Source organism: Burkholderia sp. 567 (assembly GCF_040545115.1).
Lineage (GTDB): Bacteria > Pseudomonadota > Gammaproteobacteria > Burkholderiales > Burkholderiaceae > Burkholderia > Burkholderia ambifaria.
In genome coordinates, this window is the sequence record NZ_JBEPLG010000002.1 from 1 (window position 1) to 14,619 (window position 14,619).

The following is a 14,619-nucleotide window of genomic DNA, read 5'->3' on the forward strand; positions in this document are numbered from 1 at the left end:
CGTGCGGCGCGTTCGCTGCGCGACGAAGAACTCCGTGCCGATCGCGCTGCACGCTCGCTGCGGGATGAAGAGCTGCGCGCCGAGCTGGCCGACCGTGCGGCACGTTCGCTGCGCGACGAAGAACTCCGTGCCGATCGCGCTGCACGCTCGCTGCGGGATGAAGAGCTGCGCGCCGAGCTGGCCGACCGTGCGGCGCGTTCGCTGCGCGACGAAGAACTCCGTGCCGATCGCGCTGCACGCTCGCTGCGGGATGAAGAGCTGCGCGCCGAGCTGGCCGACCGGGCGGCGCGTTCGCTGCGCGACGAAGAACTCCGTGCCGATCGCGCTGCACGCTCGCTGCGGGACGAAGAGCTGCGCGCCGAGCTGGCCGACCGTGCGGCACGTTCGCTGCGCGACGAAGAACTCCGTACCGATCGCGCTGCACGCTCGCTGCGGGATGAAGAGCTGCGCGCCGAGCTGGCCGACCGTGCGGCGCGTTCGCTGCGCGACGAAGAGCTCCGTGCCGATCGCGCTGCACGCTCGTTGCGGGATGAAGAGCTGCGCGCCGAATTGGCGGCTCGCGCAGAAAACGGGCTAGAAGTCATCAAATAATCCGGGCAGCGAAAATTGACGACTCGATCAGAACTGGAACAGCAGGTCGACGGCCTCTTGGCTGGTGAGGTTGATCGTATCCTGACCACCGTTCCGTACGCGGGACATCTCATTTCTGAGGAGCAGGCTCTCGATGACGAATATTACATTCGACATCGCATCGAGACGATCAAGCGCATCGTCCTCACTGCCAGAATCGATGCGCTAGCTCTGGCTCGCATGATCGAAGAAGACTATGAAAGCAGCCGTCTATGGGGCCGTTACACTGCGGATGAATTGAATCATGACCTCCTTTTCCGACGCGATCTCCATCAACATGGATGCAGTAACGAAACCATAGACGGCACACCTCCGCTCGTTGCGACGCAAAATCTCATCGTCTATCTTTCGCGGCGGCTAGAGGAAATCGGATCACTCACCGCAGTCGCATATTCGTTGTTCGTCGAGTGGAATTCCGATCGCGTCTCCGCGCGGGTCGTCAACCGCGCGGAGCGCCACTATTCCGCCAAGCACGTTTTGGGCGCACGCAGTCATGTTCATTTCGATAAGAACGCGAACCACTACGCGATGATCCTGGACATCACGAACAAGCTGGTTGGCCGTCTGAGGGACGAGAATGCGCTTTTCGACACTTTAAAGGAGCTTGCGTCGTTGTTCTGCGCTTACTTTCAAGAACTGCACGACGTCACCATTGGCCAACGAGCGGAAACGTCCTCCTCGCCTCAACCCGCGCCGTCGGAGCGGGCCCTGGACACTGTTCAGCCGTAAGCCAATCTGATGAATGTATAAGGCAAGCCGCGTCGCCGGACATATCCATGCAACGTCCCAGCCATTACGTCGAGGGACAAGCGGATGACGACGATCCGCCGACCGTATCAAAGAGAAGGCGCGCCATCGGTCTAACCGGCTGGTGGCGCGCAGGAGATCAACATTCCACACCAAGCATGAACGCCGAACGTTTGCGCAAGGGCTTCGAATGTGACGGTAAGTCAAATCGGATCGGGACTCGTCGAATCGACATCGGCCGCCGGCGATCCCTTCCTGTCATTCCGGTCACGCGAAATCGGGTACAAGCGGAATGCGTTCCACAGACAATCATGAATCCATCCGTTACTAATCGAGCATGGCTCCCGACCGCACGCCTGACCGAGCGCGTCACGACACCCAGCGCAAAGGAATTCTATCGGCACTATGTTCGGCCAGGACTACCGGTCGTCCTGAGGGGGGCAGCACTTGGGCTGGGCGCCATTCAATACTGGAGTTCGGCATATCTGAAAGCCGCAGCGGGAAAGCGCTCCGTCCCGATCGAGTTTTCCCCTGACAAGGAATTCGCACTTCCGGAGCGCATCGGAAAAGATCGCATTCACTCGAAATTCGGCCGCTTTGTCGACTATCTGCTCGACGGCGACGCCAGCAGCCCGACAACCTATTATCTGGCGCAGGTCGATACGTTGCAATATTTACCCGAGCTGGTCGGCGACATCGTCCGGCCCTCGTTTGCGCCACTAGCTGAAATCATGCGACCGCCCTATCTGTGGATGGGGATCGGGGGCAACGCGTCGACTCTGCATTACGACTCCTACGACAACCTCTACGCGATGGTCAGCGGCCGCAAACATATCACTCTGTTTCCACCGTCGGATCGCGCCCATCTCTACCCGTATGTAGATCAGCGCAAACACGGACACTTCAGCCGGGTCAATCTTCGTTGTCCAGATCTCTCGCAGTTCCCGGACTTGCTGAACGCCCGGCCCTTCGAGTGCGTGCTAAGCCGGGGCGATATTCTCTACATCCCCGAAGGCTGGTGGCACTATCTGCGCTCGCATGGGCTCAATGTCGCGGTTAACTGGTGGTGGATCGAAGACAGTGCCAAATCCGCTCACCTGCATTCCGTGTGATGCGATCGGGACGATTCAACACCGTAAGCGACCGACATCGAGCGGCGCGCCGCGTCCGGCCCAAGCTGCGACGCGGAGCCAGCCTCGACCGGCGAGTGGGCGAGGCCGGCATGTCACGGCTCAGTGCCAGAGAACCAGACACCAGTACGCGACCGCAATCGATATTTCCTCGCGTCCGGCCCGGCCAACAACACGATCGGTGCCCGTCGATAGCTTCACCTGCCCGTCGTCAGCGGCCGACGCCGCTCCGCCGCCTCCGTTCCGTCTATCGAGCGACTATGCTCGCCGCAATCTGTGCATCCTGCACCGCGACGCCAGTCAAATCCGCCAGGGTGATCTGCGCCCGATCGGCGTCGTTGCGGCCCCGACGCTTTTCGGCAAGCAAGACCCCGATTTCCACCAACTTGTCCGCGTGAATGAGTCGCGCAGATAACGCGTGGGAAACTTCGCCATACTGACTGCACTGCTCGATGGAGTCGACGACGACTGCGCCCGCCCGGGCAGCGATGCGCGGATCGAGCTCCTGCTTCCCGGCCGCGTCGGCTCCCACTGCCGTGATGTGGGTGCCATCGCGAATCCACTCCGCTTGAAGCAGCGCTGCGCGTGAAGGCGTCACCGTGACGATCAGGTTCGCATTTCGCGCCACGTCCTCGGCCGTTGAATGAACCTGCACGGAAAACCCCTGCGCTGACATGTCGGCGGCAAATTGCATACTGCGCTCCGGATTCCGTTCCCACACGTGTACCGCGCGGCACACCGTGACCGGCTTCAGATACTCCAGTTGCAAGCGGGCCTGGACGCCCGCGCCAATGATCCCGATGCCGCCAACCTGGTGTGGTGCGAGAAGATGCGCCGCGAGTTGTCCCGCGATCGCGGTGCGCACGCAAGTCAGCCAGCCTTCGTCCTGCAGCAATGCGACCGGTTCGCCCGTCACCGCCGAAAACAGCATGACCATCCCGCTATTGCTCGGCAGTCCGATCTCTGGATTGTTGTAAAACCCGGAAGATGCCTTGACCGCAAATGTTGCGGTGCCCTCCACATACGCCGACTTGATACAGCACTCGCCATTGACCGGCGCAAACTGAAAATGCTGAATGGGCGGCACCTGCGCGCCACCCCGCGAGTAAGCGATAAAGCCTTGCTCGACCATACGCACCGCACGTTCCGCGTCAAAACGCGCAACGATTTCATCCTTGGTCCAGATTCTCATCGCACCGCCTCGATGAATTTCTCCAGCATGATGTTCCGGCCGCAGATCACGACGGCAACCGCCCGTTCCCGATATTCCGGCGCCCGCTTGAGCATCGCCGCCAGCGCGACACCCGCGGCGCCCTCGACCATCCAGCCGTCGGTTTGCGCAATGAGCCGCATCGCCGCCTTGATTTCCTCTTCAGTCACCAGTTCGGTTTCCGTGATGATTTTCCGGCTGATGTCGAACGTCACGGTATCCGGCTCGATGCCGCCCGCTGTGCCATCAGAAATCGTCTCCGACTCTTCGGATTCGACGATCCTGCCCGCCCTCAGGGAGTGATAAAGGGCCGCCGAATTTGCCGGCCAGCAGCCCACAATCTCCGTCGACGGATGCAATGTCCGGACGGCGGTGCCGACACCAGAGATCAGCCCTCCACCGCCCACGGACACGAAAACAACGGATAGATCGATACCGGACTCACGGGCCTGCTCATCGAGTTCGAGACCGATCGTTCCCTGCCCGGCGATGACATCGATATCGTTGTACGGCGATATGAATGTCATCTGCTTGAGTTCCGCCTGACGACGGGCTTCAAGTTCCACACCTAGCGCCGTGTCGTCGATCGTGACAACGTTCGCACCGAATGCCCGGATCGCGTCGAGCTTGAGCGGCGACGCCGTGCTGGCCGCATAAACCGTCACGGGCACGCCGGCGAGTTTGCCGGCGAGGGCAACGCCCTGTCCATGATTTCCGCTCGATACCGTCAACACACCATTGCGACGTGCCAACGAATCGAGCAAACGCATCTTGTTCCATGCGCCGCGAAACTTGAACGATCCCGTGCGCTGTAGGTGCTCGCACTTCAAATAGACTTCGCAACCGGTAGAATTCGACAGCACTGGGCTGTACAAAAGCGGCGTCACCGCGACCAGCGGACGCATCGCGCGATGTGCATCCTCGATCCTCGCGAATAAATCATTCGTCACGGGTTCCTCCTCGTTTCGCCCCAGCGCCGGTCGGGCACATCAAGCCGGTTCGACTCGGATGGACCGACACGCTTGTGCAATTTGGCGACGAATACAAAATCCCTGCGGTATCCGTCCATTATGGATAGCCTACTAATTTTAGGAAGCGATTCGTCTCATTTAATGCGGACATATACGCATTGACACCTCGATCAATATAAATAATCTTGACACGCAATGCGCAGGCGAACACTTTTGCGGAATAACGCATCCTGCTCGTCTCGCAAACCGAAATAATGATTAAAAAGGCATTCCAATGGCTTTATCAAGCAGGATCCTTGCGGGGTGACCGTGGGTACGGTGGAAAGATTCGGTGGTCTGCCGGCGGCGATCCTGCGCATTCTTCTCGACGATGCCTTTCTCCCAGCCGGCTGTGCGGTTGCAGAATTCGGGCTCGAACAGGTAGTGGCCGCACATGGCTTCGAAGCGCGCATTGACTGCGCGCTCCTTGCGCCGCGCAATCTCGGGTAGCGGGACCCTCTCGCGGAAATACATCCGTTGATCTCGGCCAGCACGTCCACCTTGATCACTTCTGCATCCCCTGCTCAAATGCTGAGCAGGCCATGCAATCACGTGAATGACCACGCCTGTCCAGCGTTCCGTCAATCAATACGTCACGGTCACCACAATGACGTCGGTATAGGCGCCGGGGCTGATTGCCTGCCTGGCAACGATTCGGCCATACACTTGGTAGGTCGAGGCGCCGCCCGCTTGCGGAATGTTATCCGTGCCGGTAACGATGGAACTGCCGCCGGTACCGTCGCCCCAGATCTGGCTGTGTGCGGCGTCCAAATAGAGCTGGTACGGCAGGTTGGAACTGCCACTGCTCATCCTGCGCCCGGCATAGCTACCGCCACCGCCCGTGCCAAGCGCGATAGCGTAGGCTCCGGTGCCGGACGCGGCGCTGCAACTGAGCGTCACCGTGGCGGTGCTATCGGTGGGCGTGGTGAAGGTTGGGTTGTACACGCCGAACGCGAGGCCCGAGGCGGACACGGTACAGGCGGCCTGTCCCGCCGCCGGGGCGAGCAGTATCAGCGCCGCCAGGGCGAGCCTGCGCGTCACGGCTTCTGCTCCCGGCAAGGCAACGGCCCGATCGTCGGAATATCGCCGGGCACAGGCCGGTAGTCGAAGGCGACACTGCAGCGCCGCCCGTCCAGCCGCTCGACGTCAAGTTCGTTGTGGGCATCGAGGTCCAGGACATACGCGTTGCCGTCATAGCCGACGGGAACGGTGGTACCCGTCCCCCGCAGCGTGGCGGTGCTGCCGACCGCCACCGGCGTGCCAGCCTCGTCGACCAGCCGCAGCAATGCGCCATGGCTGATCTGCACCGGAAACCTGACCACGACGCCGGAGCGGTCCTGGGGCCGCACTTCTCGCGTGGTGAAGGCAATCGCGGCGTCCGGCGGGATATCGGTTGGCTCTATGCCGATGTGATTGACATCGAAAGAACGCAGATCGGGCACCAGCCGCCGCCCTGCGGAGTCGGTGCGGCCGGCGTCGCGATTCTCGTACAAGACCCGGACATGTTCCAGTCCATCGGTGTCCACCACGGCGAAGCTGTCCTCGATCGTGTTGGAAGCAAACAGGCCGCCATCTACGAACGAGACCGCGCCCTGGGATTCCAGCCGCAGCGATGTCTGCCCGTCGATGCGGTCAGCTCCGGCCGTGAGCAGGGCCCAGGGCGACTTGTATTGCAACTGGGCGAACTCGTGGCTGGAATTGCCGTCGGAGCCGTAGAGCTGGTAACCCCAGTCGCCGATCGTCACCGGTGACTGCGCCGCCTGCACCTGCCGGTAGCCGCCGCTCGACCCGGATCCCACGCTGGCACTAACCGAGCTACGCGAGCCGAGCGGAATGGTCAGGCCTGCCAGTATCCCGCTGCTACCGTTGCTGGCGAAGTCGTGAAATCCGGTGACGTAGATAGACATGTTGCGCACCGGGACCGAATAGCTGGCGGAGAGGATATGCGTGTGCTGTGCCGGCTGGAAATAAACGGCGCCACCCAGTGACGCGTTCCGGGCTACCGTGCTTCCCGGTGGAACGTACAGCCTGATCGGGCTCGGAGCGGTGTCACGGTCGACTCCCGCGTACGCGGCGCCCACAGAGCCGAACCGCCCCAGCGACAGGCCGACGCTGGCGTTGAGCCGCAGCCGTGGAACCGGGTCGCCGTTCATCGCCGCGATGTCCCGGAAATCGTGGCCGGCCACCGATACAGAGGTGCTGAAGCTGAACACCGCGCCGAGGCGCTGGACACCGACGGAAAGCTGCGTACCGGTGCCCCCGGAGCCAGTGCTGGCCGCTGCTGCGACGTTGAGCATCGCGAGATTGCCAACATTCACCACAAGGCCGCTGCCCGCCATGAACGTGCCCGCGGTGCCCTCGGCGCTAGCTTCGACGGTCAGCGCCGAGGACAGGCCGCGACGCCAGGTCGCGGTGGCCGCAAAGTTGCCGTAGTCGTTGCTTAGCAGGCCCCAGTTGCGTCGCACGGCGCCCGCTTGCACGGAGAAGGTCTGCAGACCCGGAGCAAGCAGCGCCGAGCTGGCATAGAAGGGCAGCGTCGCGACCACCTGCCGGCCCAGCGCGTTGGTCAGCGTCATCGAAATCGTGCCGGCCCCCGTCACCACTGGCAGTTGCGGGATCTCGAAGGGCCCCGCCTCGACCTGGCGCGAGAACAGCCTGATACCGTTGGCCAGCACGTCCACCGTGGAAGGGACGGCGGCCGAGCCGCTCACCAGAGGCACCGGAAAGGTCACGAGATCGGGCCGCATGCTGAAGTCCGAGGTGATCTGTGCCCCCCCAAGGCGAATCGGACGCGTCCAGCCCAGGCCGCCCGTGATGAAATCGCCCAGGCGATAACGGCGCAGCGTATCGGGATCCGACAACGTGTAGGTTGAGTCCAGGCGTATCGCCGATTCCGTACCGCGGCCGCCCGGACCACCACCGGCATAGGTCAGCAGTCCCGAGCTGACGACCCCCCAGTGCGAGAACGCCCGCAGGTCAAACAGCCCGTTGGCGACATTCTGGCGACCAGTGCCGGTGCCAGTGATGTCATAGTTGAGCGTTGCACCCGTGCCGCTCTCGACGGCACCGCTGCCGGAGTTCCCATCTGGTTGCAGTAGCGCCGGCAGCAGGCGTTCATTGGCAGCGGTGACGTATAGCGTCTGGCTCGTCTGAACGAGACGCCAGGTCAATCCCGGCAGGTCGGACAAGGCGATCAGACCGTCAGGCCCGGAGACGAGCGCGTCGGGCACCCGGAAGCCGAGATCATGCAGTTCTCCTCGCCGCGCCAGCAGCGCACCGTCGCGCAGTGTGAACTCGCCGATCTTGCCGGTGGAATTGCCATTGATCTGTACCTCCAGCAGCAGCGTCTGCCCGGCGGCTTCGGTCAGTCGCGGCATGATGGTCAGCACAAGCACGATGATCGTCGCACGGCACAGGCGCATGACCACCACGCGCGGGCGATCAGGGACCCGCAACAACAGAAACCGGCTGGTCGACGACACCGGTGTCCGCGTGCGCGGTGAGGCGCACCGTTTCACCCGGTACCGGCAGGCGGGTCTGCGCGACAATGCGCCAACGGCGGGTGGCGCCAGCGAGAACGTATGGCGATACGTTAGCCTCGGTCTGCAGCCCGCTTCCCTCGCTGGTCGTGAGCGCGATGTTGCGGATCGTGTCGTGGCGACCGCCGTCATTGAATGCCACGAGCCAGGCCTGCCTCGCATCGCGCTCGATGTGAAACTGCACACGTGGGACCACCCGGGTCGCCGGCTCTGCAAAGACGGGGATGGACAGGCGCAGCGCGATGCGCACGGTCCCGGGCGCGGCCGGCGGCGGGATCTGGTCGAGCAGGATGCGGTAGGCGGCCTCGCGTCCCTGCGGCGGCCGACGTAGCACCAGACGCACGATCTGGGGGGCCGCCGGCGCGATCGTGGCGAGCGGTGGACTCGCAAGCACCTCATCGGAACTGGTGAGCTGGTCGTTGCCATCAGGCTGGTTCCAGGCGAAGGCGCGAACCTGGATGCTGGTCTCGCCCTCGCCCTGGTTGATGATCGTCAGGGCGGTGGCCATCCGTCCCGGTGCCATTTGAATGGTGACGGGCAGCACCGTCAGCGACTGTGCGCTGACTGCGCCGCCCGACAGGAGAGCAATGAAAACCGCAACGGGCGCGACCGCCCCATATGGTTTTGCCGCCATCGGTCAATAGGTGACGGTTGCGGTGATCGTGTCGGTGTACGCACCCGGCGTGACAAACTGCCCCGCCTCTACCCGGCCATAGACGGTCAGTGTCTGGGCGCTGCCTGTGCCAGTGCCGGCCACGGTATCGGTGCCGACGGTATTGCCCCAGTTGGTGGTCCGCCCGGCATCCTGGAACAGCGAGTAGAGCAGGCTCGCACCAGTGATGGTCATCGCTCGGCTGGTCACCGTCGCGCCGGTCGCCAGCCCGGCGTCGAGGCCGACGTTATACGGCGTAGTGTTGCTGCAGGTGACCGAGAGGGTGGAGGTGGCGTCCGTCTGCGTGCCCGCGTAGGCGCCGAAGGCCAGCGGGGTGGCCGTGATCAGGCAGGTAGCGTCAACCGTCGCGGTGACCGTCATCGTAGCGGTAGCGGTGGCGGCGACGGCCGGCAGATTGAACGCCAAAGTCCCCAGCAGGCCAACGCCGGCGGCAAAGAGTTTCGGACGGCCCCGCGCGATGCGGGTGGCCTTACTGTCTGGCAGGATGCGGCCGCCATCCCAATGGGAACGTGACGAGGACGTCATGCAATGCAAGAACGTCATGGTAATACCCCCGCTATTTAGGTGTGCTAAGTGGTCATGACGGGCCGCTGGCACTCCATCGCACATGGCGTGTGCCGCCCCCTCGGAAGAGCCGGATCGTTCAACGGAAAAGTCCTGCTCTTTAACGGAGATTAGCGCATATGCGGCTCCGCACAAATATTTATTCATATCAATTGTTTTGACGTGATTGATGCCTGCATTGTCTGCTGGCGACTGCGCCAAAACTCATTGTGTTAGAGCATCCTTAATGCGCGGCGCGGGACTGATTTTTGTGCCGCAGGCACGACTCATCCGGCTCACGTTCAGCCTGCGGGGGTCCAGCCGAAACCGGGCGGCACTCGGAACTCTGGCGTGAAGTTCTTGCAGGAATAATCGCCCGGATTATTTACACATCCGCCGTTTCGCACTCTGTTGTTGCACAAGTCCTTCTAACGCAACGCGCACCACCGACGTGGCGCCACCTATGCATGGCAGGCCCGGCAAAAACCAATTCCGTGCTATAAATCATTTAATTGCTTTTAAGCGCCGTTTTACCGGAGGATAATCATTGCCGCCTGGCGTGCGACGCTCAGGCCAAGGCACGGTAAAGCCCGAAGGGGGAGCGAATGCCAGCAATCGCCCAGTGGCGGGAAAGCGTCGCGTCGCGCCGGCGCGCAGTGCTTGGAATCGCGGTGTCCGTTGCTGTGCCCCTGCTGGTACTGACGGCGGGATATCACATCGCGTCCGAACGCGCGAACTTCCAGCAAATGGCCGTTGCCACGGACATTCACGACTCGATCAACCGAATCGTTGCGGAAACCCGCTCTGGCGAACGCAAACTCGCGAATCTTGCGGGGCGGCCCTGCCCTGAGATCCAGGCGAGCCTCGCGCTCAAAGACGTGTTCATCCCATATCGCCGGACCGCCATGCTGGCACAGGACGGGAACGTGTACTGTTCAATCGTGCTCGGATCGGTGTCCATCCCGCTCAGCACGTACCTCGCCCCATCGGGAGATACCCTGCAAATCGCCCTCCTCGGTGGAACCCCACAGGTGCCGGACGTGCCTGTTATAGCGATCTATGCTCCGGTCGACCACCGCCATGGGATCCTGTACATCGTCGAAGGTGCATACGTCGTGGACATCCTTGAACGGGCAAAAGCGTCGGGCGCCAAAAGCGCGTCGGTCTCTGACGGATCTGGTAGCACCCTCGCCAGCGACGGACGCTTCTATAGAATCGCTGCCCACGCCCCCGGCACGGGCGAAATCCTCGTTCAGGTGGAGCGCGACGCAGACAGACTGCGCGCCGACCTGATCACGACCGAAATTGTTGCCCTGTTCGTCGGACTCTCCCTGCTCGCGGCACTGCTCGCCGGCTACATCGCCGGGTTTACGCCCCGCCAGCGACTAGTAAGACAGGTCCGAGAGGGTTTCCGGCGCAATGAGTTTTACGTCGAATACCAAGCGATCGTCGACGTGCAAACCGAGCGCTGGGTCGGCGCCGAGGCGCTGTTGCGCTGGAAACACCCGCGTCTCGGTCTGGTGATGCCGGGGAAATTCATTAACGAGATAGAAACAACGTCCGTGATTGCTCCTTTAACGGAGTCCGTGCTGGCCACGGCGCTCGCTGAGCTGGAGGCCTGCACCTTTCCTGACGGTTTCCGGGTGAACGTCAACCTCGCACCGAAACACATCGAAATGCACTGTTTTCCGCATGACATCCGTTCCACCCTGCAGCGAAGTCCTACCCGCTTCGAGGTCGTTCTTGAAATCACCGAGCGCGGATTGCTGGAGGTTTTTGCCGCAAGCCGCGACAACCTTATGAGCCTTAAGGCGCTCGGCGTAAAGTTCGCCGTCGACGACTTCGGAACCGACAACAGCAACCTCGCGCTGTTGCAACACTTCGCGTTCGACTACATCAAGATCGACCAGCAATTCACCGCCGGTGCCGCAAGCCACTCCCGTCAGCTCGTTGAAGGCATCGTCTATCTCGCGAACAAGCTAGGCCTAGCCGTGGTGGCAGAAGGCGTCGAAGAAGTCGAGCAGCGCGAGGCGTTGAAGGAGATCGGCGTCAGATTCGCGCAAGGTTTTCTGTTTCAGCGGCCAGCCAGGATTCTCGAATTTGACCGGATGTACCGCCATTCACGAACCCTTGCGATATCGCAAACGGTGGCGTCCTGACCGCCAGGATCGAGAGCTGACATTATCAGAGGACGACTGCACGGATCGTGCGACACCGCATCGGCCTCAAACATCGGGCGTCCCGACGGTAACAGAACGGGATCGAGGCAGGCAATTTGGGGAACGATTGTGACGACGGTACGACTGGTTGAGGACGAGCAGGAGGCACTGGCAGCACGGAAGTGCTGTTGTACGTCGGCAGGCTATGAGGTCGGGACTGCGTGCGATACGAATATATCTTCGCAAGCCTGTTGACATGGCCGACGTATTTGGTGCGATCCATCGTCTGCTTGCGGCTTCGGGATTCTGGGCATCCACCATCGCCGGGCGGGAATGCCACCGTCCGGCATAACGAACGGGGCGAAGGGAGCAAGCTATGAATATGAACGTGTCCATGCCGGTAGGTGACCCGAACGTGGTCGTCCGGCTGATAGCGCAGACTTACGCGCGCCTCCTCCTCGTGGCCTTCGCCCTCACCCCGGCCTGCCTCATTGGCTACGTGTTTTTCTTCCAGGATCCCTCTCTCAACTTTGAAAATCACGCATTCCATGAAATGGCGATTGCTGCGGCGACGCTGGAGGGTCTCTTTGTCACGTATGTGACGTGGCGGTGCTACCGTTCCTCCGGCGAACCGTTGCTGCGCTGGATGACGCTGGGCTTCTTCGGGTTCGCGGTGATATACGCACTACACGGCGCCTTCACCGGGTTCGCACACCACAACATCTGGCTATTCCTGCTCTATGGACCGGCGTCGCGGCTGGTCATGTCCGTCCTGCTACTGATCGGGCTGCTGTCATACAGGCAACCGCCGGACCCCACCAGCAAACGCGTCGATACCCGGCAGTGGCTGGCTTGGGTTGCGGCCTTTCTCGTCGTCGACGTGCTGGTCGCGGTCCTTGCGAACTCCTCCGTCGCGGGAGCCGCCGGTGTGCGCCTCTCGATGGAAGGCGGAGCGCTCGTCCTTTCGTCGTTGAACGTTGCCACCCTGATGTTGCGGCGGATTCGCTCCCCGTTGATGCTGATCTATGGGATCTCGGTTACGGCGTTCGCGCTCGCGTCGCTCGCCTTCATCCTCGGACGCCCCTGGAATCACATGTGGTGGCTCGCACACGCGATCTTCGCAGGCGGGTTCTTCCTGCTGAGCTACGGGGTAGTCCAGGCCTTTCTCACGACACGTTCATTCGAAACGATCTACAGCCAGGAAGAGTTGATGGCGCGTCTTGCCGAGGCCATGGCGCGCACCGAAAGCGCGCTGCAGGAACTGCAGCGCACCAATCAAACACTCGAACATCTGGCCGCTACCGATCCGCTTACAGGTGTCTCGAACCGGCGTAAATTCATCGAATGCGTCGAAGCAGAAATCGCCCGTGCGAAGCGAGACAGCGCTCCATTTTCCCTGTTAGCGCTTGATCTTGACAATTTCAAGTGGATCAATGACTGCTATGGACATCAGGTCGGAGACAGGGTTCTGCAAGGGTTCGTGCAGACCTGCCTCGACGCGATCCGGCCGTACGATGACGTCGCTCGGGTCGGCGGGGAGGAGTTCATGGTGTTGCTGCCGCGAGCCGATCCCGACGCCGCGCTCGCGGTCGGGGAGCGCATCCGGTCGGCAATCGCCAGTACCCCGTTCGCCCGTGAGATCGGACGTAGTGTCTCAATTACGGTGAGTATCGGGATATCGCAATTCGGGAAGGATGGCCACACGATTGACGCGCTCCTGCGGGCGGCCGACCAGCGCCTTTATCGCGCGAAGCGTCGTGGTCGTAACTGTGTAATCGCCGCCTAGTACGGTCCTTTCGCCGCCATCACCTGCGGATGTGATTCTTGAGATGTATGACGGACCGCGGGAAACTGGTGCAACCAGGATGCTGCGCGCATGCGCGACGCGACATGATCGAGGCAGAAGCGATAACCCAGTCAGCGAAATCATTGGATTGATCGGGTAGCTCTTTGCGATCGAATCTTGCTGCACAGGACATGGCGCCACCGAATCGGTTGCTCGTGCGACAGCGCGAGAGTCGCGTGATCCTCGAGCATGTCGATGGGCTATTCCTGCGGCAGTTGCACCCCGCGTTGCCGCAAAGTGCCTTCGGAAAAGCACTGCACTACCCGCAGGACCAATGGCCGAAGCACATTCGCTACGGCGAGAACGGTGCCCGGCCGATATCGAACAATGCTTGTGAGCATGCAATCTAGCCATTTTCGGTTGGCAGAAAAACTAGCTCTTCTATGACACGGTTGCTGGAGCGAATGCAGCAGCCAACCTATATTCGCGGATCGAAACGCGTAAAGTCGAACCGTACGCCTATCTCGTCGTGTTGTTCAAGGCACCTCCGCTCGCACACAGCGCCGACTACTATGAGGCCGTGTTGCCGTGGCGGGTCGCTGCCTCCGGAGGCTTCGTACGGCCAGTGACCTTACGCAAGCCACGTGGTTTATTGTGAGCATACGCTGCGCGCCCCGTACCGCGCCCCCTCACATGAGTCATGCCGTTGTAGTCCCTCCGCTCACGCCGGCCCGATATGCAAAAAAAACCGACCGCAGAGGGACCACGGCCGGGGTACAAAATCGTCCGCGCTCAGGCACGAGGAAGGACGTTTCCAAAGTCTAGAATTTGCACTCTATTTCCCAAATAGTGGTAAACGATCATTTAAAATTTAAATTATTCGTCAATAGGAATTAATTGCATTCCCTCAATGCACCAACTCAAACGCTGCGTTATGTGGCAGCACCACCGCCCCTCACCGGAGATCGCGCGCGGCGTCGAGCCGTTTCCAGCGCCGTTAGGCAGCAGACGACAACTACCGCTCGCAGGTCCGCAAGGTAAGACCCAGTCGATCCCAGACGGCTTCCTACCGACGATCCTGCCCATAAATGCTCCGTCGGGAATCAAATACCGACCGGAGGCACCGCCGGCAAAGGGTCTCCGAGCAAATTTCCGCCCCCCAGAGTTGTCGGCAGCGACACACCGCTGGCGA

Annotated in this window: 13 protein-coding genes; 6 read left to right on the plus strand and 7 right to left on the minus strand. The window is 61.6% G+C overall.

The window, feature by feature from the left end:
• The 3 genes from ABIC50_RS05540 to ABIC50_RS05550 form a co-directional block, all read left to right on the plus strand.
• The coding region (locus ABIC50_RS05540) for a hypothetical protein (RefSeq protein WP_502913468.1) at positions 1 to 591 on the plus strand (591 nt) is incomplete at its 5' end.
• Between the two features lie 15 nt (positions 592 to 606).
• Positions 607 to 1,359, plus strand: coding sequence for an iron-containing redox enzyme family protein (locus ABIC50_RS05545; protein ID WP_175743554.1), 753 nt, complete (start codon positions 607 to 609; stop codon positions 1,357 to 1,359).
• 47 nt (positions 1,360 to 1,406) lie between these two features.
• Entirely contained in the window at positions 1,407 to 2,489 is a 1,083-nt protein-coding gene (locus tag ABIC50_RS05550; protein WP_175743556.1) for a cupin-like domain-containing protein, read from the plus strand.
• Positions 2,490 to 2,754: 265 nt separating this feature from the next.
• Here ABIC50_RS05550 and ABIC50_RS05555 read toward each other — a convergent pair whose 3' ends face one another.
• The 7 genes from ABIC50_RS05555 to ABIC50_RS05585 form a co-directional block, all read right to left on the minus strand.
• Entirely contained in the window at positions 2,755 to 3,699 is a 945-nt protein-coding gene (locus ABIC50_RS05555) for an ornithine cyclodeaminase family protein (protein ID WP_354162213.1), read from the minus strand.
• The gene (locus ABIC50_RS05560; protein ID WP_175743560.1) at positions 3,696 to 4,667 is read right to left on the minus strand and encodes a threonine/serine dehydratase; all 972 of its coding nucleotides are present in this window, start codon (positions 4,665 to 4,667) and stop codon (positions 3,696 to 3,698) included. The genes ABIC50_RS05555 and ABIC50_RS05560 overlap by 4 nt, the downstream gene beginning before the upstream one ends.
• A gap of 279 nt (positions 4,668 to 4,946) precedes the next feature.
• Positions 4,947 to 5,201, minus strand: a complete 255-nt coding sequence (locus tag ABIC50_RS05565) for a hypothetical protein (protein ID WP_175743551.1) — start codon at positions 5,199 to 5,201, stop codon at positions 4,947 to 4,949.
• A gap of 111 nt (positions 5,202 to 5,312) precedes the next feature.
• On the minus strand, positions 5,313 to 5,768 hold the full coding sequence (locus tag ABIC50_RS05570; protein WP_354162215.1) for a Csu type fimbrial protein: 456 nt from the start codon (positions 5,766 to 5,768) through the stop codon (positions 5,313 to 5,315).
• Positions 5,765 to 8,209, minus strand: a complete 2,445-nt coding sequence (locus ABIC50_RS05575) for a fimbria/pilus outer membrane usher protein (protein ID WP_354162218.1) — start codon at positions 8,207 to 8,209, stop codon at positions 5,765 to 5,767. Before ABIC50_RS05575 ends, ABIC50_RS05570 begins: the two co-directional genes overlap by 4 nt.
• Positions 8,169 to 8,900 carry a fimbrial biogenesis chaperone gene (locus ABIC50_RS05580; protein WP_175743564.1) on the minus strand — a complete coding sequence of 244 codons (732 nt, stop codon included), beginning with the start codon at positions 8,898 to 8,900 and terminating at the stop codon, positions 8,169 to 8,171. Before ABIC50_RS05580 ends, ABIC50_RS05575 begins: the two co-directional genes overlap by 41 nt.
• Before the next feature lie 3 nt (positions 8,901 to 8,903).
• Entirely contained in the window at positions 8,904 to 9,482 is a 579-nt protein-coding gene (locus tag ABIC50_RS05585; RefSeq protein WP_354162220.1) for a Csu type fimbrial protein, read from the minus strand.
• Positions 9,483 to 10,087: 605 nt separating this feature from the next.
• Here ABIC50_RS05585 and ABIC50_RS05590 point away from each other — a divergent pair.
• The 3 genes from ABIC50_RS05590 to ABIC50_RS05600 all read left to right on the plus strand — a co-directional run bounded on the left by ABIC50_RS05590 (position 10,088) and on the right by ABIC50_RS05600 (position 13,837).
• Complete coding sequence (locus tag ABIC50_RS05590; protein WP_354162223.1) at positions 10,088 to 11,641, plus strand: EAL domain-containing protein; 1,554 nt, start codon at positions 10,088 to 10,090, stop codon at positions 11,639 to 11,641.
• A gap of 382 nt (positions 11,642 to 12,023) precedes the next feature.
• Positions 12,024 to 13,427 (plus strand): GGDEF domain-containing protein, encoded by a 1,404-nt coding sequence (locus ABIC50_RS05595; protein WP_175743694.1) that lies wholly within the window; start codon positions 12,024 to 12,026, stop codon positions 13,425 to 13,427.
• Between the two features lie 191 nt (positions 13,428 to 13,618).
• The gene (locus ABIC50_RS05600; protein WP_175743688.1) at positions 13,619 to 13,837 is read left to right on the plus strand and encodes an IS66 family transposase; all 219 of its coding nucleotides are present in this window, start codon (positions 13,619 to 13,621) and stop codon (positions 13,835 to 13,837) included.
• Positions 13,838 to 14,619 lie beyond the last annotated feature (782 nt).

Excerpts from the sequence above, each read along its gene's own strand:
- ABIC50_RS05550 (WP_175743556.1), top strand. The coding sequence starts at position 1,407 with ATGCAACGTCCCAGCCATTACGTCGAGGGACAAGCGGATGACGACGAT.
- ABIC50_RS05555 (WP_354162213.1), bottom strand. The coding sequence starts at position 3,699 with ATGAGAATCTGGACCAAGGATGAAATCGTTGCGCGTTTTGACGCGGAA.
- ABIC50_RS05565 (WP_175743551.1), bottom strand. The coding sequence starts at position 5,201 with ATGTATTTCCGCGAGAGGGTCCCGCTACCCGAGATTGCGCGGCGCAAG.
- ABIC50_RS05580 (WP_175743564.1), bottom strand. The coding sequence starts at position 8,900 with ATGGCGGCAAAACCATATGGGGCGGTCGCGCCCGTTGCGGTTTTCATT.
- ABIC50_RS05585 (WP_354162220.1), bottom strand. The coding sequence starts at position 9,482 with ATGACGTTCTTGCATTGCATGACGTCCTCGTCACGTTCCCATTGGGAT.
- ABIC50_RS05590 (WP_354162223.1), top strand. The coding sequence starts at position 10,088 with ATGCCAGCAATCGCCCAGTGGCGGGAAAGCGTCGCGTCGCGCCGGCGC.
- ABIC50_RS05595 (WP_175743694.1), top strand. The coding sequence starts at position 12,024 with ATGAACGTGTCCATGCCGGTAGGTGACCCGAACGTGGTCGTCCGGCTG.
- ABIC50_RS05600 (WP_175743688.1), top strand. The coding sequence starts at position 13,619 with ATGGCGCCACCGAATCGGTTGCTCGTGCGACAGCGCGAGAGTCGCGTG.